Genomic DNA, 21,400 nt, shown 5'->3' with positions numbered 1-21,400 from the left:
TTCGAAAGGTCAAACATTGGGTGTGTCTTTGGTCAGGTGGGGCGGTAACAGGGAATGGATCACGGCGACAAGGCGATCCGTGGCGTCAGGGCGCCCGTGTTCGGCGGCGGCCCGGGCCATTTTGGCGGCGGTGTCAGGATTGCCCAGAATCGCGGTGATATGCGCGGCCAAGGTTTCGGGCGTCACATCGCGTTCGGCCAAAACATGCGCCGCCCCCGCAGCAACCAACCCCCGGGCATTGGCAGTTTGGTGATCATTCGTCGCCGCCGCATAGGGAATCAGGATCGAAGGCCGGCCAACCACGCTGATATCCGCCACCGACGATGCGCCAGCGCGCGAAATCACCAATTGCGCCTTTGCCAGCCGTTCAGGCACATCGGTGAAAAACGGCGAAACCGTGTGTGGGATGTTATGTTCGGTATAAGCCTGCGTCACCCGCGCGCCATCTTCGGCGCGGGCCTGTTGGGTGACGTGCAGCCGTGCGCGCAGGGTATCGGGCAAAGCGGCCAGCGCGGCGGGCACGACATCGGACAGGATGCGCGCGCCCTGGCTGCCGCCAATCACCAGCACCGACAGGGTGTCGGGCATGGCATAGGGCGCGCCCGCTTGCGCCAAAATCGCACTGCGCACCGGATTGCCGGTATGCACACCCTCAACGCCCTTGGGCAGATCGGTGGGCCAGGTGCCACAGGCCACCGCATCGACCCGCGCCGCAAAAAGCCGGTTCACCCGGCCCAGCACGCCGTTTTGTTCATGAATAACCTTGGGCAGTTTCAACATCACCGCCGCAATCAGCGCAGGCACCGAAGGATAGCCGCCAAACCCGACAACAACCGCGGGCCGGTCGGCCAGCATCGCCCGCCGTGCGGCGGCCCCGCCTGCCAAAATCCGAAACGGAGCGGCCAGTTTCGCCAATATACCGCCGCGCGCAAAGGTGGCCGATTGCACCTGTCGGATTTCAACCGCGTCGGGGAAACCGCCGGTGTACCGCGCGCCGCGTGCATCGGTGGAAAGCTGCACCCGCCACCCCTGGGCCAGCATCGCCTCGGCCAGGGCTTGGGCGGGAAACATATGGCCGCCGGTCCCCCCGGCGGCGATCACAATCAACGGTCCGGTCATATCACCGCCCCCGCGAGATCAGGATATCGCCGATTTCACCCTGGGGCCGGGTGCGGGTAAAGGCCAAGAGCATGCCAACCGCAATACCCCCGGCAATCAACGACGACCCGCCATAAGACACAAACGGCAATGTCATGCCCTTGGCCGGAAGCAGCCGCACCGCCACGCCCATATTAATCATCGCCTGCACCCCGAACGCACAGGCCAGGCCGGTGCCGGCAAGCCGGATAAACGGATCACGTTCGCGCATCAGCCGGATCAGGCTGCGCACAACAATCGTGGCATAAAGGCCGATGATGCACAGCACCAGCAACAGGCCATATTCCTCGGCGGCGACAGCGATGATAAAATCGGTATGGGCATCGGGAAGTGACCATTTCACCTCGCCCTCGCCCACGCCGACACCCAAAAACCCGCCCTCGCGGATGGCATTGGTCGCATAGCCCAACTGTGTTGTTGGGTCGAGATCGGCAGATAGAAAGCCATCAATCCGCCGGGCAAAGTGTTCAGAATTGCTATAGGCGATCGAGCCGGCAAACACGACCGCGCAGGCCAGCGCGATCAGGATGAAAATCGGCGCACCGGCCACAAAATACATCACGCCCCAGGAAAACAAGACCAGACTGGCCTGGCCAAAATCGGGCTGCCCCGCCAGAAATGCCACGACAGTCAGGCACAGCACCAAGGAAAATGTGCGCCCCGGCGGGCCGCCCACCTCGTAACTGGCGGCAAGCATCCAGGCGGCCACGACGATAAAACCGGGTTTCAGAAACTCGGACGGTTGCACCGATGCAAAGCCCAGCGAATACCAACGCACCGCCCCTTTGCCAAAGTCCGTGCCAAAAAATGGCAACATCACCAACGCCGCGAAAGACGCCAGAAACCCCAGCACGGCCAACCGGCGCACCAGTTGCGGCGACATCAGCGTGGTGATCCACAGCGCAATCAACGCCGCGCCGCCAAAAATCGCCTGACGTTTTACATAGTGAAACGGTTCAAACCCGTTGCGCGCGGCCAAGGGCGGAGATGAGGCAAGCCCCAGCAACAGCCCGATCCCGAACAAGATCAGGATGCAAGACAAGGACCACCGATCAATCGTGTTCCACCACCGCGGCAGAATCGGTTCGCCGCTTTGCACGGGAACCGTGCCATATACCATTTCCGTCATCGGATGTGCCGCCTACTGCCTCGAAATACGCCCGTTTGCCGGGTCTGAATGAAATGCTAACTCACTTTAGCATTCCATGCCAGCGTTTTGCGCGCGCGCTGCCCTCTTGCGTTGGGCGTGGCTTCGTGGTGACAGGGGGAATGATTTCGTATGATACAGTAATCTTGGGCGCGGGCGCTGCGGGCATGATGTGCGCGGCACATACGGGCGGGCGTACATTGGTGGTGGATCATGCCAAAAAACCGGGCGAGAAAATTCGCATTTCCGGCGGCGGGCGGTGCAATTTCACCAACATGGGCGCGGGGCCTGAAAATTTCATCTCGGCCAATCCGCATTTCTGCAAATCAGCGTTAAGCCGTTACACCCAATGGGATTTTCTCGATCTGGTGACGGGGCATGACATTCCGTGGCACGAAAAAACCCTGGGTCAGTTGTTTTGTGACCGATCCGCGAAAGATATCATCGCGATGTTGTTGGCCGAAATGCAGGGGGCCGATTTGTGGCTGGAAACTGCGGTGCGCGACGTGTCCCATGATGGCGCCCTGTTCACTGTCGCGCTCGAACGTGACGGGCGGACCGTATCTGTCAGCGCGCGCAATCTGGTATTGGCCACCGGCGGCAAATCGATCCCGAAAATGGGCGCGACCGGGCTGTCGTATCGGTTGGCGCAACAATTCGGTCTGCGCCTGACCGAAACACGCCCGGGCCTGGTGCCGTTCACCTTTGGCGAAGATATGATGGCGGGGCTGAAACCCCTCGCCGGGGTTGCCACCCCCGCGCGCATCACCGCCGGTGCCGCCCGATTTGACGAGGCGATGCTGTTTACCCACCGGGGACTGTCAGGTCCGGCGGTGTTGCAGGCGTCAAGTTATTGGCGCGAGGGGGCGGATATTGCCGTTGATCTGTTTCCTGAGTCAGATCTGTTTGCCACGTTGCGCGCGCGCCGCACCGAAACCGGACGCCGCGCCGTGGCCACCCATCTGGGTGAATTGTTGCCCGGACGCCTGGCCGCCTATCTGGTGAATTTGCACGGTGTGGCCGGGAACCTGGCCGATTGGTCGGATGTGCGGCTGGCCGAACTTTGTGATGCCTTGACCGATTGGCACCTGCGCCCCAGCGGCACCGAAGGGTATCGCACCGCCGAGGTCACCTTGGGCGGGATCGATACCGATGGATTGGACAGCCGCACCATGGCCGCCAAAGCCTTGCCCGGCCTTTATGCGATCGGCGAAGCGGTGGATGTGACCGGGTGGTTGGGGGGCTATAATTTCCAATGGGCGTGGTCATCGGGCTGGGCGGCGGGCACGGCGATTGCGGCGCATAACGGATAGAACGGATTGGGGCGCTGCCCCAAACCCCGGGATATTTTTCGCAAGAAAAAACCAGGGTGGTTTATAATAGGAGAGCGACCTGCGCGACGAAATCGTCGCCGCGTTTTTCGAAGTTTGGGTATTGATCGAAACTGGCGGCGGCGGGGGCCAGCAGGACCGTATCACCCGGCACAGCATCAGCGGCGGCGCGGGCCACGGCAGTGGCCATGGTATCGCAAATTTCATGGGGGGTATCGCCCAGTTGCAGGGCGAAATCCCGCGCCGAGTGGCCGATCAGATAGGCCTTTTTCACCTCGGACAATTGCGGCGCGAGGGCCGTTATGCCGCCATCTTTGCCCAAGCCACCGGCAATCCAGCGGATGTTTTTGAACGCCGACAGCGCCTTTTGTGCGCTGTCCACATTCGTGGCCTTACTATCATTCACGAATCGCACACCGTTTTTTTCGCCCACCATCTGACTGCGGTGGGGCAGGCCCGCAAAGCTGTGCAATGCGGTTTCGACGACGCGCGGCGCAAGGCCGATGGTGCGGGCAACAGCGTAGGCGGCACAAGCGTTTTGGTGATTGTGGCTGCCCGGCAGGCCCGCAATTTCGCGCAAATCAATGCTGCCCACCTGACGGCCCTTGCGCCATTCGCTGAGCTGCCCCTTGCGGGCCTGCACCATCCAACCGGGACCGGTGAGTTTGCGTTCCACCGAAATGCGGATCAGCCGGTCATCGCTGGCGTTTTCCACCAGTTGATTGGCCAGATAGACGCCTTCGGGTTCGTCCACACCGATAATCGCGCGGTCCGGCCCGCCTTCGGCAAACAAACGGCGTTTAGCGGCGAAATATCCGCCCATGCCACCGTGCCGGTCCAGATGATCGGGCGACAGATTGGTAAATACTGCGATATCGGGGGTCAGGGCGCGGGCAAGATCGGTTTGATAACTGGACAGTTCCAACACCACCACTGCCCCATCGCCCGGCGGATCAATATCGAGCACACCGCGCCCGATGTTCCCGGCCAGTTGGCTGGATTTGCCCGACTCGATCAGGATGTGGTGGATTAACGCGGCGGTGGTGGATTTTCCGTTACTGCCCGTCACCGCGACGACGCGGGGCGGGTTTTCGTACTGGTCCCAATCCACATGGGCCAAGCTGCGGAAAAACAGGCCGATGTCATTGTCGACAGGCACGCCCGCCTCCATCGCGCGGGCGATCAGGGGGTTGGGGGCCGGGTAAAGATGCGGGATGCCGGGCGATACGATCAGCGCGCTCACCCCGTCCCAGGCCGCGGCGCGGGTCAGATCGTGCAGCGTCAGGCCCAGTTTTTGCGCATTTTCCCGGGCCTCGGGGCTGTCATCCCAACACAGGGGCGTCGCACCCCCGGCAGCCAGGGCGCGCGCCGTGGCCAGGCCCGAGCGGCCCAGGCCCAACACCGCGACCCGTGTGCCGTCATATCCACGAACCGGTATCATCAGCGCAACTTCAACGTGGCCAGGCCGATCAAGGCAAGGATCAGCGAGATGATCCAGAACCGGATCACGATTTGCGGCTCGGCCCAGCCGCGTTTTTCAAAGTGATGGTGGATTGGTGCCATCAGAAATACCCGTTTGCCGGTGCGTTTGAAATACAGCACCTGAATGATCACACTTAGCGCTTCGACCACGAACAAGCCGCCGACGATGCCCAACACCAATTCGTGTTTGATCGCCACCGCAATCGCGCCCAATGCACCGCCCAACGCCAGCGAGCCGGTATCGCCCATGAACACAGCGGCAGGCGGTGCGTTATACCACAAGAACCCAAGGCCTCCACCGATCAGACCGGCGGTAAAGATCAGCAATTCGCCTGTGCCCGGCACATAATGCACATCAAGATATTCGGTGAAATCGACCCGCCCAACCGCATAGGCAATCACGCCCAGTGTACCGGCGGCAATCATCACCGGCATGATCGCCAGACCATCCAGACCATCGGTCAGGTTTACGGCGTTGGCCGCGCCGACAATCACGAACATCGCAAACGGGATGAACAAGAACCCCATGTACAGCAGCACGTTTTTGAACACCGGAAATGCCAGATTATAAGACAGTTCGGGCGGGTGATGCGCCGCCGCCCAAATCGACGCCGCCGCCGCAATGGCAAACCCAATCGCCAACCGCACCCGGCCCGACAGCCCGGCATGGGTGTTTTTGGTTACCTTGGCGTAATCATCGGCAAACCCGATCAGCCCAAAACCAACCGTCACCAACAGCACCATCCAGACATAGGGGTTATCCCAGCGCGCCCACAGCAGCGTTGACAGGGTCAGCGCCGACAGGATCAGCAGACCGCCCATGGTTGGCGTGCCGGCCTTGGATTCAATATGGCTTTCGGGTCCGTCTTCGCGGATCGGTTGGCCGTTGCGTTGACGGCGGCGCAGAAGATTGATCAGCGGTTTGCCAAAGATGAATCCGAATATCAGCGCGGTGAAAAACGCCGCCCCCGCGCGAAAGGTGATATAGCGGAAAAGGTTGAAAACATCACCACCATCGGAAAATTCGGTCAGCCAATACAGCACTTATTCGTCCTTCGTTTCGACGCGCGACGCGCCTTTTATCGCCGGGGCATGGCCCGACTTTGCGCTGCGATGGCCCAATTTTCGGATCGCGTCAACAACAGCGCTGACCTTGATGCCCTTTGATCCCTTGACCAAAACGATATCCCCGGCATCCACAAGGCTGTGCGCCTTTTCAACCAATCCCTGAGCGTTCAGCATCCAATGGCCCTGCTGTTCCTCTGGCAGGGCATCAAACAGGGGTTTCATACGCGGGCCGACGCAATGCACGATATCGATATCTTGCAGGCTGGGCAGGTCCTTGATCGCCATGTGCAGGGCGTGTTCGGTCGGCCCAAGTTCCAGCATGTCGCCCAGAATGGCAATGCGCCGCCCCTTGGCCACGCGCCCCACGCCTTGGGTTGGCTGACTGGCGGCCAGCACCTCAAGTGCGGCGGCCATTGAGGCGGGGTTGGCATTGAACGCATCATCGATCAATTCAAACGAAAGGGTTTCATCCAGCGAATCCAGTTGGATGGCTTCGCGCGTGCCACGCCCGGCGGGGGGGGACCATTGCGCGATATCACACGCCAGGATTGCCGGATCACACCCCACTGCACAGGCCGCCGCGATCACGCCCAGCGCGTTCATCGCAAAATGCGACCCTTGCGAGTTGATCTTGAACAGGACCGGCTGATCGCCATAGCGCGCCTGAACGACGGTCGTACGATCCCCGACGCTGACCTCGACCAAGCGGTAATCGGCATCAGCGGCGCGTCCAAACCCGATGATCTGCGCGCCGACGTTTCGCGCGGCGTTTTGCAGGATTTCGGTGGTGGGCAGGTCGGTGTTCACGATGGCTTTACCGCCTTCAATGAGGCCCCTGAAAATTGCAGATTTTTCCATGGCGATGCCTTGGATATCATCAAACGCCTCAAGATGGGCGGCAGTAACCGTGGTGATCAAGGCCACATGGGGCGCGGCCATTTTCGCCAGAGGTTCGATTTCGCCGGGGTGGTTCATGCCGATTTCAATGACGGCAAAATCCACATCCTGCGGCATTCGCGCCAAGGTCAGCGGCACGCCCCAATGGTTGTTATAACTGGCTTCGGCCGCGTGGCACGTTCCCTGCCCCGACAGAACCGTGCGCAACATTTCCTTGGCCGAGGTTTTGCCAACCGACCCGGTGACGCCGATCACCTGTGCCCGCGTTCGCGCCCGGGCAAAGCGGCCCAGTTCACCCAGCGCCGCCAGCACATCATCAACCACGATCAATGGCGCTGTCTCGGCAACCCCGTCGGGAATGCGCGACACCAGCGCGGCAGCGGCGCCTTTTTCCAACGCCTGGGCGACGAAATCATGACCATCGCGCAAATCGGTCAGCGCGACAAACAGATCACCGGGTTGCAGCGTGCGTGTGTCAATCGACACGCCCGTGGCATGCCAGCCCGTCGTGCTTTTGCCCCCTGTCGCCGCAACCGCCTCTTTGGCGGTCCAAAGCGCGGTCATGCGACGCGCCCGTCCAGTGCTGCGACGGCAACACTGCTTTGCTCGACGTCATCAAACGGAAACACCGCATCGCCGATGGTCTGGCCCTTTTCATGGCCCTTGCCCGCGATCAACAATGCATCCCCCGGCTGCAACGCATCAACGCCGCGCAATATCGCCTCGGCGCGGTCGCCCACCTCGGTTGCATCAGGGTCAGATTTGAGGATTTCCAACCTTATCGCGGCCGGATCTTCGGATCTGGGGTTGTCATCTGTCACAATTCGAACATCGGCGTGTTGTGCGGCCGCCGCGCCCATCAACGGCCGTTTGCCGGTATCCCGGTCGCCGCCCGCCCCATAAACCACGATCAAACGGCCCATCACATGGGGCCGCAGGTTGGACAATGCGGTGGCCAGGGCATCGGGCGTATGGGCATAATCCACAAATACAGCCGCGCCGTTGTCACGGGTTGCGGCCAACTGCATCCGGCCCGGAACGTTCTGCAAACCCGACAGGGTATCAAACACGCGCCCCGGCTCATCCCCGCAGGCAATCGCCAGACCCGCCGCGGCCAGTACGTTATCGGCCTGAAACCCACCGATCAGACCAAGGCGCACCATATGCGTGCGGCCATTCCACGAAAACCGCAAATCCTGACCGGTAGAGTCAAACCTTTGGTCAAGGATACGCAGCGCTGCGGCGGGCGCACGCCCCACGCGCAACACATCCTGGCCCTGTGCTTCGGCGATGGCGGCCATGTCGGGGCCGCGCGGATCATCAATGTTTATGACCGCCACGGCATCTTCGGACAGGACGCGATTGAACAGTCCGGCCTTTGCCGCGAAATATTCGTCAAACGTTTCGTGATAATCCAGATGATCCTGTGAAAAATTGGTAAATGCCGCCGCAGACAATCGCACGCCGTCCAACCGCCGCTGTGCCAGACCGTGCGATGACGCCTCCATCGCCGCATGGGTAATTCCGGCGTCGGCAATCCGCGCCAGCATCGCGTGCAGCGTGATCGGCTCGGGGGTTGTGTGTTTCAACGGGGCGGTAAACGCGCCTTCAACCCCGGTGGTGCCCAGGTTCACCGCCGCGTGCCCCAACGCGATCCAGATTTGGCGGGTGAAGGTCGCAACCGAGGTTTTGCCATTGGTGCCGGTGGTTGCAACGATGATTTCGGGCTGGCGTTCGCTCCACAAAGCGGCGGCCATGGCCAGGGTTTGGCGCGGATCTTCGGCCACGACCAGGGCGGCGGATGAGCTGGCCAGATCTTCGGCGGCAATGCGCGCGCCTTCGCGGTCGGTCAATATCGCGCTGGCGCCCATCCGAAGGGCATATTGGATGAATTCGCCGCCATGCACCCGGCTGCCTGGCAACGCCGCGAACAGCGCGCCTTCGTGTACCGCGCGGCTGTCGACCACCAGTTCGGTGATTACCGCCTCGCGGCCCAATTGCGCCGTCAGCCCCAGATCGGCCAAGGTTGCCTGTTTGTCGTTTGATCCGCCCGCAGCCATTGAACCGCCCTCATTCTTAGTTTGAGGTGAGTGTTACCGCAGGTACGGTGACCTTTTCAATGATTGGTCGCAGGCCCAGCAAAGGGGCGGTGCGCCGGATCACTTCGGCAGCGACAGGCACGGCGGTCCACCCGGCGGTGCGGCGGGGTTTGTCGGAGGAATTGTCCGACGCTTCGTCCATTGTCACGATCAGGGTGTATTCGGGATCAGAGGCCGGGAAAATCGCGGCAAAGGTGTTCACGTTCTTGTCTTGGTAATAGCCGCCGGTGTGTTTGGGTTTGTTGGCGGTGCCGGTTTTTCCACCCACCTGATATCCGGGCACCTTGCCGAAACTGGCGGTGCCGCGCACCACCACCTGGCGCAACATGTCGCGCGCGGCGGCGGATGTTTTTTTCGAAACGATCCGCGGTCCGGGTGCCACATTTTCGCGTTTCAACAGCGTTGGCTTGACCAAAGTACCGCCGTTCAAAAGCGATGAATAGCCCGCCGCAAGATGCAGCGGAGAGGCCGCGATACCGTGCCCATAAGATGCGGTAATGGTTGTAATTTCGCTCCAATTGCTGGGATACAGCGGTTTGGCGCCCGGGGCTTCGACCAACTCGACCGGTGTGGGGTCAAGAAATCCGAGCGTGCGCAAAAAATCCTTTTGCCGGGCGCCGCCAATCTCCATCGCCATCTTCGCCGTCCCAACGTTGGAGGATTCGACGATCACGTCGGTCACCGACAATTTCGGCCCGTAATTCTTGTTGTCATATTCGCGGATGGTGAATTTGCCCCACCGCATCGGCGCGTTCGCATCGACCATGCTGAGAGGGCCATTCATTCCCAATTCCATGGACTGCGCGGCGGTAAAGATTTTGAAGGTTGACCCCAGCTCATACACCCCCTGCACCGCCCGGTTGAACAGCGGACTGTCGGCGGGATCGCCGCTCAGCGCCGGACGGGGGCGATCATTGGGGTCAAAATCCGGCAGGGATGCCATGGCAACGATTTCACCTGTATGAATATTCATCAGGATTGCCGCCGCGCCCTTGGCGTTCATCAGTTTCATGCCGCCATACAACACTTGGCGCATGGCCGATTGCACCGACAGGTCGATGGATAATTGCAACGGCTTACCGCCATTTGCCGGATCGCGCAGATAGTCATCAAACGCCTTTTCCACCCCCGCCACACCGATCACTTCGGCAGAATGCACGCCTTCGCGCCCAAAACTGGCCCCACCCAAAATATGCGCCGCCAGTTTGCCGTTGGGATACAGGCGCATTTCGCGCGGCCCAAACAACAGGCCCGGATCACCGATATCATGCACAGCCTGTTTTTGCTCTGGGCTCAACTTCTTGCGAATCCACAGGAATTTCCGCTTGCCGGTGAAATCCTCTAGCAGCTTCTTTTCATCGAGATCGGGAAAAATCTGTGCCAGTTCGCGGGCTGCTTTGGGTTTGTCCACCATATCGGGCACTTGGGCGTACAGGGAATGGGTGTACAGATTGGTCGCCAGAATGCGGCCATTTCGGTCGGTGATATCGGCGCGTTGCGCCAGGATATCGGCGCCCAACACTTGGGCGCGCGGTTCTTCCGCCTCGGAGGCCGCCAAAAGCCCCATGCGCGCCCCAACAACGGCAAAAGCACAAAAGAAAAACACCGACAGCACCAACAACCGGCCTTCGGCCTGAAACCGCGAATTGTCGCGCATTTGTTCGTGACGCAGGCGCAGGTTTTCTGCCTCGATCGCATCGGGGTTTTCACCGGTTTCACGGGCGCGCAGGATACGCGCCAAGGGGCGCAGGGGGGTGCGGATCATGGCCGGTCTCCTTGGACAGATACCGAATTATCAACAGGAAGTTCAGGCGCTTGCGGATAGGCAAGCTGATCAACGCGGCCAAACTGTTCGGGGGTCAGGGGCAACAGCGACAGCCGTTCAAAATTCATGTTCACCAGTTCATTCAACCGCTCGGGCCGGTTGAGATAGGCCCATTCAGCCCGCAAAACCGTTAACGCCTCGCGCCGCACGCCAATCTCACGCTGAAGCTGATCAACCTCTTTCAGCGCCTGCTGGGTCTTGTAATTTTCGCTATAGGCCCAGAATGCCAGGGCCATGACCGCCATCGCCGATACAAGATAAAGAATGCTTTTCACGCTCGGATGTCCCCCTGATAATCATAACGCGGCAGGCCCAATGTGGCCCGGTCCACCGCGCCCGCCGGGGCATCGGTGCGCACGCCGATGCGCAAACGGGCCGAACGGGCACGCGGATTTTGCCCGAGTTCTTCGTCATCAGGGCCGATGCCTTTGGACAGTTTGTGAAACCTTGGCTGATCGGTCACGACCTCGGGCGCATAGCGGTTGGCATTGCCGCCACCGCCACTGCGCGCGGTGAAAAACCGTTTTACAACGCGGTCTTCCGACGAATGAAAGCTGACAACGGCCAGTTTCCCACCGGGTTTCAACGCCCGTTCGGCCGCCTCAAGCCCGGCGACCAATTGGCCAAATTCGTCGTTCACCGCAATGCGAATGGCCTGAAACGTGCGGGTGGCCGGATGGCTTTGGTTCGGTTTGGCGCGGGGCAGACAGCCCTCGACGATGCGGGCGAGATGGCGGGTGGTTTCAACCCGGCCTTCGGCGCGAATTTTCACAATGGCCCGCGCAATGCGGCGCGCGGCGCGTTCTTCGCCGTAGTGAAACAGGATATCGGACAGTTGTTCTTCTGACGCGTCGTTCACCACATCGGCGGCATTTGGCCCGGTATCGCCCATGCGCATATCCAGCGGGCCGTCTTTCATGAATGAAAACCCACGTTCGGCCAAATCCAACTGCATGGAGCTGACCCCAAGATCAAGCACGACACCATCCAGCGGTTCGCCCGCCAGAACATCCATGTCTGAAAACGTGCCCTGGACCAGGCGCAGCCTGTCGCCATATGAACCGGCCCAATCGCGCGCCATGTCAAACACCATCGGGTCACGATCAACGCCGATCACAACATCCGCACCCTCGTTCAACAACCCCTTGGCATATCCCCCGGCCCCAAACGTGCCATCCAGCCACACACCCGATATCGGCGCGCAGGCCGCAAGCAGCGGGCGCAGCAGGACGGGAATATGGGGGGCATCGGGCGGGGGCGAGGCGACCATGGGTCAGTCCTCATCGCCGGGAAGATAGACCGACGGATCAAGATCGGGATCGAAATCTTCGTCTTCGCGCAACAGGGCGGCGGCGTCTTCGGCATAGGTTTCGGGCTTCCAGATCTGGAAGGTATCGCCATAGCCAACAATCGCGGCGGCCCCGTCAAGCCCCAGCTTCTGTCGCAACTTGGCCGACAAAACGATGCGCCCGGTTTCATCCAGGGTCGCCGTGACCGATTGCGAGGCATAGAGTTTTTGCAACGCGTCGCGTTTTTTCGATCCGCGCGGCATTTTTGAAATCAGTTTGTACAGTTTCATCACATCGGTGACGGGAAACACCTCAAGATAATTCCGCCGATGATCGCCATATACAATGACCATGGTGGCGTTTTTGCCGGGTTCCCATTTGGGATCACCCTCTTCCAAAACGCGACGGAAATCGGCCGGTATCGACAAGCGGGCTTTGCTGTCGATCTTGTTTTCGTGTTCGCCGATGAACACATCAAACACGTGCCGTTTCCTCTTTGTCCCTGCCCAGATGTGGTGTAAGATGACCCGTGAAACGGAAAACGGCGGACCGTACTGCTGCCACTGTACGGTCCGCCGCCCTCTACCCGTTTCCGGGGTTGTCCGACTGCACGCGCCACCTGGGGGGATGTCTGCTCGCCCGCGCGCCGGATTCTATGTGCCCGTTGACCGGACTATGTGTCGAAGAAAGTAGTGTGCCTGTATGAAGCTAAGCCTCTGTTTTTATTGGTGCGGTTGAAGATCTTTGGTGTCTCTCTCCGCCTGCTCTTCGATGAGACAGGGATGCCATGGGAAACCATGGGACGCAATATAAAAGTTATCCCCATCCGCCCTATTGGCGCTTGACCTGTGGCGGGTTTGACACGTTTTAAGGTTAAATTTACACAACCTAGGCGAAACTGACTCAAGCAAACACTAGATGTAGTGTCAGAATTTTTACCCTGAATCCATGCAATATGCATTTCCGAGCGAGGCCGTTCGCCCCAGGTTCATCGAATCTGTGAGGGCGCTGTGAAAGGCGGGCCGATTCTTGTGGGTTCGATTCGGCGATTCCCAGAATCGCGGCGGATTTTGCGGGCACGACCGGCGACTCTGATCGCCAATCCCAAATTCATCCCGCCACTGGCCCATGATTTCCCATGCAGCCCATGAATTCCCATATCGGGTTCAGACCACGCCCTGTTCGATCAGGCCTGCGGCCAACGCGCGATACGCTTTGGCCGCTTCGGTTTCGCCCAGGGCGATCGGGGCGCCCGCGTCGGCGGCCAACCGCACATCAAGGTTCAAGGGCAGCTCGCCCAGAAACGGCAATCCCAACGCTGCTGCCTCGGCGCGCACACCGCCGTGACCAAAGATATGGGATTGCCCCCCACAATGGGGGCAGACAAAGACCGACATATTTTCGATCAGCCCCAACACCGGCGTTTTCATCGTCGCGAACATGTCCAACGCCTTGCGCGCATCCAGAAGGGCCACATCCTGGGGTGTGCTGACCACGATTGCGCCGGTCACGTCATAGCGTTGGCACAGGGTCAGTTGCACATCGCCGGTGCCGGGCGGCAGATCAATCAGCAACGCGTCAAGTTCGCCCCACTCGACCTGCCCCAGCATTTGTTGCAATGCACCCATCAACATCGGACCGCGCCAGATCACCGCCTTGTTCGGATCCAGCATCAGGCCGATCGACATCACCTTCACGCCATGGGCCGTCAAAGGGATGATCGTTTTGCCATCGGGGGACGCCGGGCGCGCATTTACCCCCATCATCCGTGGTTGCGATGGTCCGTGAATATCCGCGTCCAACAGGCCCACGCGCCGCCCTTGCCGCGCCAGCGCCACGGCCAGGTTTGATGAGACAGTTGATTTGCCAACGCCCCCTTTGCCCGATCCGATGGCGATGATGCTTTTGATCCCGTCCAGTTTTTCAACCCCGCCATTGGACGGCGTGGGATGACGCCCCAACTTCAAATCTGGCGGAGCTTTCGGAGTTTCATGGGCCGTCAGAACCACTGACGCCGACGTGACGCCCGGCATTTGCAAGACCAGCTTTTCCGCCGCCTCGCGGACCGGACCCAAACGTGCCGCCATTTCGGCATTTGGCGCTTCGATAACAAACCGGACGGCGCCCTTTTCCACACTCAGCGCGCGCACCATATCTGCCGCTACCAGGGTTTTACCATCAGGAAGTGTCAGGCCGGACAGCTTTTCAAGAACCGCGTCGCGCGTGATGGTCATGGGAACCTCTGCCTAAGTCTGCCCTATACATGCATCATTTGCCATTCACGGCAAGACGGCTTTCCAAAGCGCTATAAATTCCGGCTAACTGCCTGACTTTAGGTCAGTCTTACGTATGCAATTGCTGCATGGCAGCATTGACCACCCAGGCTATTGCGCATCTGCAGCATATGCCTATCTTCAGTCTCAACAACGACGCTAGCGAGCCAACGCTAAAACCAGATGAGGTAGAGACATGGCTTTTGTGACAAATACCCGCGGCACAGTCCGCACCGACATTTTCGCCCGCTTGTCCGCATTCTTCGCAAACGCGAGTGACCGGATGGAGCAATATCGCGTTTATCGCCGCACCATGGATGAGCTGCAAGGTTTGTCCGATCGTGAACTGACCGACTTGGGCCTGAACCGGACCATGCTGGCCAGCATCGCACACGAAGCGGCCTATAAAAACGCATAAGGGCGTACCAAGACCAGAGGGCCTCACCTCCTCCCGGGGTCATCTGTTTCTTGCGGCGACATTCACCTCCTCCCGGATGTCGCCGCTTTTTTACAACCGAGGTTCGGGCTCGATGGCCCCCACCTCAGAAATCGCCGGGTCGTCTCCTCCCATTTGGCCCGAGTGATGAAAGCAGCGGCACCTACCTCCTCCCGGGTGTCGCTGCAGAAATTCGAGGTTTGTCCTCAAACGGATCGCGCCCCCCTCTCCTCCCAGTCCGGGGGTGCGTAAAAAGAAACGGCGGCACCCCCTCCTCCCTGGGTGCCGCCGTTTTCTGTTTTGGGGATCGTGTTATGGAGTGCGGATCAGCGGCCTAAAACGGCACATCCCCTGCCTGGGCGGCATCAATCACAAACCGTGCAACCACCTTTTTGGCGCCCGCCTTGTCAAATTCAATGTCCAGTTTATCGCCCTCAATCGCCATGACGGTGCCATAGCCGAATTTTGTGTGAAATACCCGGTCCCCTTGGGTATGGGCCGACACGGCCGTGGCATCAATCACCATGTTCCGGCTTTCGCGCGGCTGGCCCATGGGGCGGTTTGCGCTGCGGGTTTGCAGGCGTTTCCAGCCGGGCGAATTATACACATTCGCATCGGCCGCCTTTTTATGCAGATCACTTTGGGCGCCCATGGCAATGCTGGGGCTGGCCTGGGCCGCCATGCCGGCCGCACCGTACCCGCCTCCATAAAGGCCAGGCGGGGTCAAGACATCCACATGGGCGGCGGGCAATTCATCAATGAACCGCGATGGCAGCGCCGATTGCCACTGTCCATAGACCCGCCGGTTGGCGGCGAAACTGATCGTGGCCAGACGTTCGGCGCGGGTGATGCCCACATAGGCCAGGCGGCGCTCTTCCTCCAACCCCTTAAGGCCGGATTCGTCCATGCTGCGTTGCGACGGAAACAGCCCGTCTTCCCATCCGGGCAGAAACACCACCGGAAATTCCAGCCCCTTGGCCGCGTGCAGCGTCATGATTGATACTTTTTCACCGGCCTGTTCGCTGCCATTGTCCATGATCAGCGACACGTGTTCCAAAAACCCTTGCAGGTTGTCGAATTGCTCTAACGCTTTGACCAGTTCTTTCAGGTTTTCCAACCGCCCCGGCGCCTCGGGCGTTTTGTCATTTTGCCAATGGGCGACGTATCCCGATTCTTCCAATATCTGTTCGGCCAGTTCGATATGGCTGATCGGGGGCTGGGCCGGGGTTTCAACCTCGATCACATCATCGGCATCGCTGACAAATGTGGGGCGGGTCAGATCGTGCCAGCGCGCGATTGCATCGACCAAAATGCGCAATTGCGCCGCGCCCTTGCCACCGATTCCCTTGTCGGCCAATAAAATCCGCGCGCCATCAACAAGACTGCAACCGTTGTTGCGCGCCGTGATCTGGATATTCTGCTGCGCCTTGTCGCCAAGGCCGCGTTTGGGGGTATTCACGATCCGCTCAAACGCCAAATCATCATCGGGCGACACCGCCAGCCGGAAATAGGCCATAGCATCGCGAATTTCCAACCGTTCATAGAATCGCGGCCCACCAATAACCCGGTAAGGCAGGCCGATGGTTAAAAACCGATCCTCAAAGGCGCGCATCTGGTGCGAGGCGCGCACCAGAATCGCCATATGATCCAGGCTTTGTGGATCGAACCCGCGGGTGCCGCGCTGCAACGATTCGATATCTTCACCGATCCAACGCGCCTCTTCCTCGCCATCCCAATGGCCGATCAGGCGCACCTTTTCGCCGCTCTCTTCGGCGGTCCACAGGGTTTTGCCCAAACGCCCCTGATTGGCGTCAATCACGCCGGAAGCGGCGGCCAGAATATGCGGGGTGCTACGATAATTCTGTTCCAACCGCACCACATGGGCGCCGGGAAAATCCTTTTCAAATCGCAGGATATTGCCCACTTCGGCGCCGCGCCAGCCATAGATCGATTGATCGTCATCGCCCACGCAACAGATATTCTGATGCCCCTGGGCCAATAGGCGCAGCCACATATATTGGGCGACGTTGGTATCTTGATATTCGTCCACCAAGATGAATTTGAACCACCGCTGATATTGTTCCAGCACATCGGGGTGGTCCTGAAAAATCGTGACCACATGAAGCAAAAGATCACCGAAATCGGTGGCGTTCAGGGTTTTCAGGCGCTGTTGGTAATGATCATACAGCTCGGTGCCGCGATTGTTGAACGCGCTCGCCTCGGATGCGGGCACCTTGGCCGGGGTCCAGGCGCGGTTCTTCCAATTGTCGATGATTCCGGCCAATTGCCGGGCGGGCCAGCGTTTTTCATCAATATTCTCGGCCACGATCAGCTGTTTCAACAACCGAATCTGATCGTCAGTGTCGAGAATCGTAAAGTTTGATTTCAACCCCACCAATTCACTGTGACGGCGCAGAAGTTTGACGCAGATGGCATGAAATGTGCCCAGCCATGGCATGCCTTCAACCGTCTGACCCAACAACCGCCCCACACGTTCCTTCATTTCGCGCGCGGCCTTGTTGGTGAATGTCACCGCCAATACCTCATTCGGGCGGGCGCGCCCGGTCATCATAAGATGGGCGATCCGCGCGGTCAGCGCCTTGGTTTTTCCGGTGCCCGCCCCCGCAAGCATCAACACCGGGCCATCCAGTGTTTCGACCGCCTGGCGCTGTGCGGGGTTCAGATCATCAAGATATGGTACGGGTCGCGCGCGCATCGCCTGTTGGCTTAGCGGCACGGCGGCGTCAAATGCATCGGCTTCGTCAAAACTGCTCATGCCATGACTATAGTATACCCACCCCACAAGGAAAAGGACTGTTCGCTAAATGTTCTGCGCCTTTTTCGATTCTGCACCGCCCAGGGGGCCGGGCAGCCCGGCGCATTGAAAAAACGCTTTCACACGACTGGCATACGTTTATGCTGCGCCTGCAAAGCGAGGAGCCCAAAACATGGCCGAATTCCAGAAGATCCTGATCGCCAATCGTGGCGAAATTGCCATCCGTGTGATGCGCGCCGCCAATGAATTGGGCAAACGCACCGTCGCGGTTTACGCCGAGGAAGATAAACTGTCGCTGCACCGGTTCAAGGCCGATGAGGCGTATCGCATCGGCGAAGGGCTGGGGCCGGTCGCGGCCTATCTTTCGATTGATGAAATCATCCGTGTCGCCAAAATGTCGGGCGCCGATGCCATTCATCCCGGTTATGGCCTGCTGTCGGAAAACCCCGATTTTGTCGATGCCTGTGTTGCAAATGGCATCACGTTCATCGGGCCAAAGGCCGAAACCATGCGCGCCCTGGGCGACAAGGCCAGCGCGCGCCGCGTGGCGATTGCCGCCGGTGTGCCGGTTATTCCCGCCACCGAAGTGTTGGGCGAGGATATGGCGGAAATCGCCAAACAGGCCGATGAGGTCGGGTATCCCCTGATGCTCAAGGCATCCTGGGGCGGCGGTGGGCGGGGTATGCGCCCGATCAATGGCCCCGAGGAGTTGGAAGAAAAAGTACGCGAAGGACGCCGCGAGGCCGAGGCCGCCTTTGGCAATGGTGAGGGGTATCTGGAAAAGATGATCCTGCGCGCGCGCCATGTCGAAGTACAAATTCTGGGCGATCAGCACGGCACGATCTATCATTTGTGGGAGCGGGATTGTTCCGTGCAACGGCGCAACCAAAAGGTGGTTGAACGCGCCCCTGCCCCATATCTGACCGCCGCACAGCGTGAAAAGCTGTGCAGTCTGGGCAAAAAGGTATGCGAACACGTCAATTACGAATGCGCCGGAACCGTCGAATTCCTGATGGATATGGACAGCGGCGAGTTTTACTTTATCGAGGTTAACCCCCGCGTTCAGGTTGAACATACCGTGACCGAAGAGGTCACCGGGATCGACATCGTGCGCGCCCAGATCATGATCGCCGAGGGAAAATCATTGGTCGAGGCGACAGGCACCGCGTCGCAATATGATGTGGTTTTGCGCGGTCACGCGATTCAGTGCCGGATCACCACCGAAGACCCGACAAACAATTTCATCCCCGATTATGGCCGCATCACCACCTATCGCAGTGCCACGGGCATGGGCATTCGCCTGGATGGCGGCACCGCCTATGCCGGCGCCGTGATCACCCGGTATTACGACAGCCTGTTGGAAAAGGTCACCGCCTGGGCCCCCACCCCCGAAGCGGCCATCGCCCGGATGGATCGCGCGTTGCGCGAATTTCGTATTCGCGGCGTCAGCACCAACATTGCCTTTGTTGAAAACCTGCTGAAACATCCGACGTTCCTGAATTACGAATACCACACGAAATTCATCGACCAGACGCCAGAGCTGTTTGAATTTGCAAAACGCCGGGATCGTGCGACGAAAATCCTGACTTATATCGCCGACATCACGATCAACGGGCATCCCGAAACCGAAGGCCGCCCCAAACCGCCGGCCGATGTAAAAACGCCCCGCCCCCCGGCCTTGCGCACCGATTCTCCCACACCGGGCACCCGGCAGATCCTTGAGGAATTCGGCCCCCAGGCCGTGGCCGATTGGATGGGCGATCAAAAACAACTGTTGATCACCGACACCACCATGCGCGACGGGCATCAATCGCTGTTGGCCACACGGATGCGCAGCATCGATATGATTAAGGTGGCACCGGCCTATGCCGCCAACCTGCCGCAACTGTTCAGCGTTGAATGTTGGGGCGGTGCCACGTTTGATGTGGCCTATCGGTTCTTGCAGGAATGCCCGTGGCAACGCCTGCGCGATATTCGCGCGGCCATGCCCAACCTGATGACGCAAATGTTGCTGCGGGCCTCAAACGGGGTCGGGTACACGAATTATCCCGACAATGTTGTGCAAAGTTTCATTGCCCAGGCGGCACAATCGGGCGTTGATGTGTTCCGGGTGTTTGATTCGCTGAACTGGGTTGAAAACATGCGCGTCGCCATGGACGCAGTGATTGCCGCGAACAAGGTGTGCGAAGGCACGATTTGTTACACCGGCGATCTGCTGAACCCCGAGCGCAGCAAGTATGATTTGAAATATTACATCGGCATGGGCCAAGAGCTGAAAGCGGCAGGCGCCCATGTTCTGGGTCTGAAAGACATGGCCGGATTGTTGAAACCGGTTCAGGCCAAGATGCTGATCAAGGCGCTGAAGGAAGAAGTCGGTCTGCCGATCCATTTCCATACCCATGACACGGCGGGCATTGCCTGTGCCACGATCCTGGCCGCGGCCGAGGCCGGGGTGGATGCGGTGGATTGCGCCATGGATTCCCTGTCGGGCAACACATCGCAGGCGACATTCGGCACCATTATCGAGGCGCTGGCCCACACCGACCGGGAAACCGGCATTGACATCAGCGCCGTGCGCGAGATTTCGAACTACTTTGAGGCCGTGCGCGCACATTATGCCGCGTTTGAATCGGGCATGCAGGCCCCCGCCTCAGAGGTGTATTTGCATGAAATGCCCGGTGGTCAGTTCACCAACCTCAAGGCGCAAGCGCGATCCCTGGGGTTGGAAGACCGCTGGCACGAGGTGGCGCAAACCTATGCCGATGTGAACCAGATGTTCGGCGATATCGTCAAAGTCACGCCCAGCTCAAAAGTTGTGGGCGATATGGCGTTGATGATGGTGGCCCAGGGGTTGACCCGCGCCGATGTCGAAAGCCCCGACACCGATGTGGCCTTTCCCGACAGCGTGATCGACATGATGCGCGGCAGTCTGGGCCAACCACCGGGCGGGTGGCCCAAAGCGATTTCAAAGAAAATCCTGAAAGACGAAAAACCATTTACCGACCGCCCCGGCAAACATCTGAAACCTGTCGATCTTGAGGCAAAGCGCGCCGAAATCGCCAGCGCAATCGGCGAAGATGTGACCGTGGACGATGAAGATCTGAACGGCTATCTGATGTATCCCAAGGTGTATCTGGATTATCGCCGTCGCAATCTGGAATACGGCCCGGTGCGCACCCTGCCCACTCAAACGTTTTTTTACGGGATGGAAGCGGGCGAAGAAATCACCGCCGAAATCGATCCGGGCAAGACATTGGAAATCCGTTGCCAGGCGATTGGCGAAACCGATGATACGGGCGATGCCAGGTTGTTCTTTGAAATCAACGGCCAACCCCGCCTGATCCGCGTGCCCAACCGCAAGGTTGCCGGCACCGCAGAAAAGCGCCCCAAGGCCGAATTGGGCAACCCAAACCACATCGGCGCGCCGATGCCCGGCGTGGTGGCGACCGTGGCGGCTCAGGTAGGGAAAAAGGTGAAAGAGGGCGATTTGTTGCTAACCATCGAAGCGATGAAAATGGAAACCGGCATTCACGCCGAACGCGCCGCAACGATCAAGGCCGTTCATGTAAGCACCGGGGCGCAGATCGACGCCAAGGATTTGTTGATCGAATTTGAATGA

General features: G+C 59.6%; 15 protein-coding genes. 3 read left to right on the top strand and 12 right to left on the bottom strand.

Features of this window, described 5'->3' with window-relative positions:
- Nucleotides 1-9 precede the first annotated feature (9 nt).
- Both murG and C8265_RS07815 read right to left on the bottom strand, forming a co-directional pair.
- Entirely contained in the window at nt 10-1,119 is a 1,110-nt protein-coding gene (gene murG, locus C8265_RS07820) for an undecaprenyldiphospho-muramoylpentapeptide beta-N-acetylglucosaminyltransferase (RefSeq protein WP_108483446.1), read from the bottom strand.
- A 1-nt stretch (nt 1,120) separates the two neighbouring features.
- Nucleotides 1,121-2,287: a peptidoglycan glycosyltransferase FtsW gene (locus C8265_RS07815; RefSeq protein WP_108483445.1), complete on the bottom strand. Its 1,167-nt coding sequence runs from the start codon at nt 2,285-2,287 to the stop codon at nt 1,121-1,123.
- A 140-nt stretch (nt 2,288-2,427) separates the two neighbouring features.
- Between C8265_RS07815 and C8265_RS07810 the strand changes: the two genes are divergently transcribed.
- Complete coding sequence (locus C8265_RS07810) at nt 2,428-3,618, top strand: BaiN/RdsA family NAD(P)/FAD-dependent oxidoreductase (protein WP_420818849.1); 1,191 nt, start codon at nt 2,428-2,430, stop codon at nt 3,616-3,618.
- 61 nt (nt 3,619-3,679) lie between these two features.
- Here the strand turns inward: C8265_RS07810 and murD are convergent, their stop codons facing one another.
- The 9 genes from murD to C8265_RS07760 form a co-directional block, all read right to left on the bottom strand.
- Nucleotides 3,680-5,077, bottom strand: a complete 1,398-nt coding sequence (murD, locus tag C8265_RS07805; RefSeq protein ID WP_108483444.1) for a UDP-N-acetylmuramoyl-L-alanine--D-glutamate ligase — start codon at nt 5,075-5,077, stop codon at nt 3,680-3,682.
- Nucleotides 5,077-6,162 carry a phospho-N-acetylmuramoyl-pentapeptide-transferase gene (mraY, locus tag C8265_RS07800; protein WP_108483443.1) on the bottom strand — a complete coding sequence of 362 codons (1,086 nt, stop codon included), beginning with the start codon at nt 6,160-6,162 and terminating at the stop codon, nt 5,077-5,079. Before mraY ends, murD begins: the two co-directional genes overlap by 1 nt.
- The gene (locus C8265_RS07795; protein ID WP_108483442.1) at nt 6,163-7,647 is read right to left on the bottom strand and encodes a UDP-N-acetylmuramoyl-tripeptide--D-alanyl-D-alanine ligase; all 1,485 of its coding nucleotides are present in this window, start codon (nt 7,645-7,647) and stop codon (nt 6,163-6,165) included.
- Nucleotides 7,644-9,143 carry a UDP-N-acetylmuramoyl-L-alanyl-D-glutamate--2,6-diaminopimelate ligase gene (locus C8265_RS07790; RefSeq protein ID WP_108483441.1) on the bottom strand — a complete coding sequence of 500 codons (1,500 nt, stop codon included), beginning with the start codon at nt 9,141-9,143 and terminating at the stop codon, nt 7,644-7,646. Before C8265_RS07790 ends, C8265_RS07795 begins: the two co-directional genes overlap by 4 nt.
- A gap of 16 nt (nt 9,144-9,159) precedes the next feature.
- Entirely contained in the window at nt 9,160-10,947 is a 1,788-nt protein-coding gene (locus C8265_RS07785; RefSeq protein WP_108483440.1) for a peptidoglycan D,D-transpeptidase FtsI family protein, read from the bottom strand.
- Nucleotides 10,944-11,282 (bottom strand): cell division protein FtsL, encoded by a 339-nt coding sequence (ftsL, locus tag C8265_RS07780; RefSeq protein WP_108483439.1) that lies wholly within the window; start codon nt 11,280-11,282, stop codon nt 10,944-10,946. The genes C8265_RS07785 and ftsL overlap by 4 nt, the downstream gene beginning before the upstream one ends.
- Nucleotides 11,279-12,277: a 16S rRNA (cytosine(1402)-N(4))-methyltransferase RsmH gene (rsmH, locus tag C8265_RS07775; protein WP_108483438.1), complete on the bottom strand. Its 999-nt coding sequence runs from the start codon at nt 12,275-12,277 to the stop codon at nt 11,279-11,281. The genes ftsL and rsmH overlap by 4 nt, the downstream gene beginning before the upstream one ends.
- 3 nt (nt 12,278-12,280) lie before the next feature.
- The gene (mraZ, locus tag C8265_RS07770; protein ID WP_108483437.1) at nt 12,281-12,778 is read right to left on the bottom strand and encodes a division/cell wall cluster transcriptional repressor MraZ; all 498 of its coding nucleotides are present in this window, start codon (nt 12,776-12,778) and stop codon (nt 12,281-12,283) included.
- A gap of 684 nt (nt 12,779-13,462) precedes the next feature.
- Nucleotides 13,463-14,530, bottom strand: a complete 1,068-nt coding sequence (locus tag C8265_RS07760) for an Mrp/NBP35 family ATP-binding protein (RefSeq protein WP_108483435.1) — start codon at nt 14,528-14,530, stop codon at nt 13,463-13,465.
- A gap of 235 nt (nt 14,531-14,765) precedes the next feature.
- On the opposite strand from C8265_RS07760, the gene C8265_RS07755 reads away from it, so the two are divergent.
- Nucleotides 14,766-14,987 carry a DUF1127 domain-containing protein gene (locus tag C8265_RS07755; protein WP_108483434.1) on the top strand — a complete coding sequence of 74 codons (222 nt, stop codon included), beginning with the start codon at nt 14,766-14,768 and terminating at the stop codon, nt 14,985-14,987.
- A gap of 352 nt (nt 14,988-15,339) precedes the next feature.
- Here C8265_RS07755 and C8265_RS07750 read toward each other — a convergent pair whose 3' ends face one another.
- Nucleotides 15,340-17,781: an ATP-dependent helicase gene (locus C8265_RS07750; RefSeq protein ID WP_108483433.1), complete on the bottom strand. Its 2,442-nt coding sequence runs from the start codon at nt 17,779-17,781 to the stop codon at nt 15,340-15,342.
- Between the two features lie 172 nt (nt 17,782-17,953).
- On the opposite strand from C8265_RS07750, the gene C8265_RS07745 reads away from it, so the two are divergent.
- Complete coding sequence (locus C8265_RS07745; protein ID WP_108483432.1) at nt 17,954-21,400, top strand: pyruvate carboxylase; 3,447 nt, start codon at nt 17,954-17,956, stop codon at nt 21,398-21,400.

Source organism: Oceaniglobus ichthyenteri (assembly GCF_003057885.1).
In the GTDB taxonomy this organism is placed as follows: domain Bacteria; phylum Pseudomonadota; class Alphaproteobacteria; order Rhodobacterales; family Rhodobacteraceae; genus Oceaniglobus; species Oceaniglobus ichthyenteri.
Note: the sequence above shows the minus strand (reverse complement) of the source record. Positions and strands in the feature narration are given on the sequence as shown.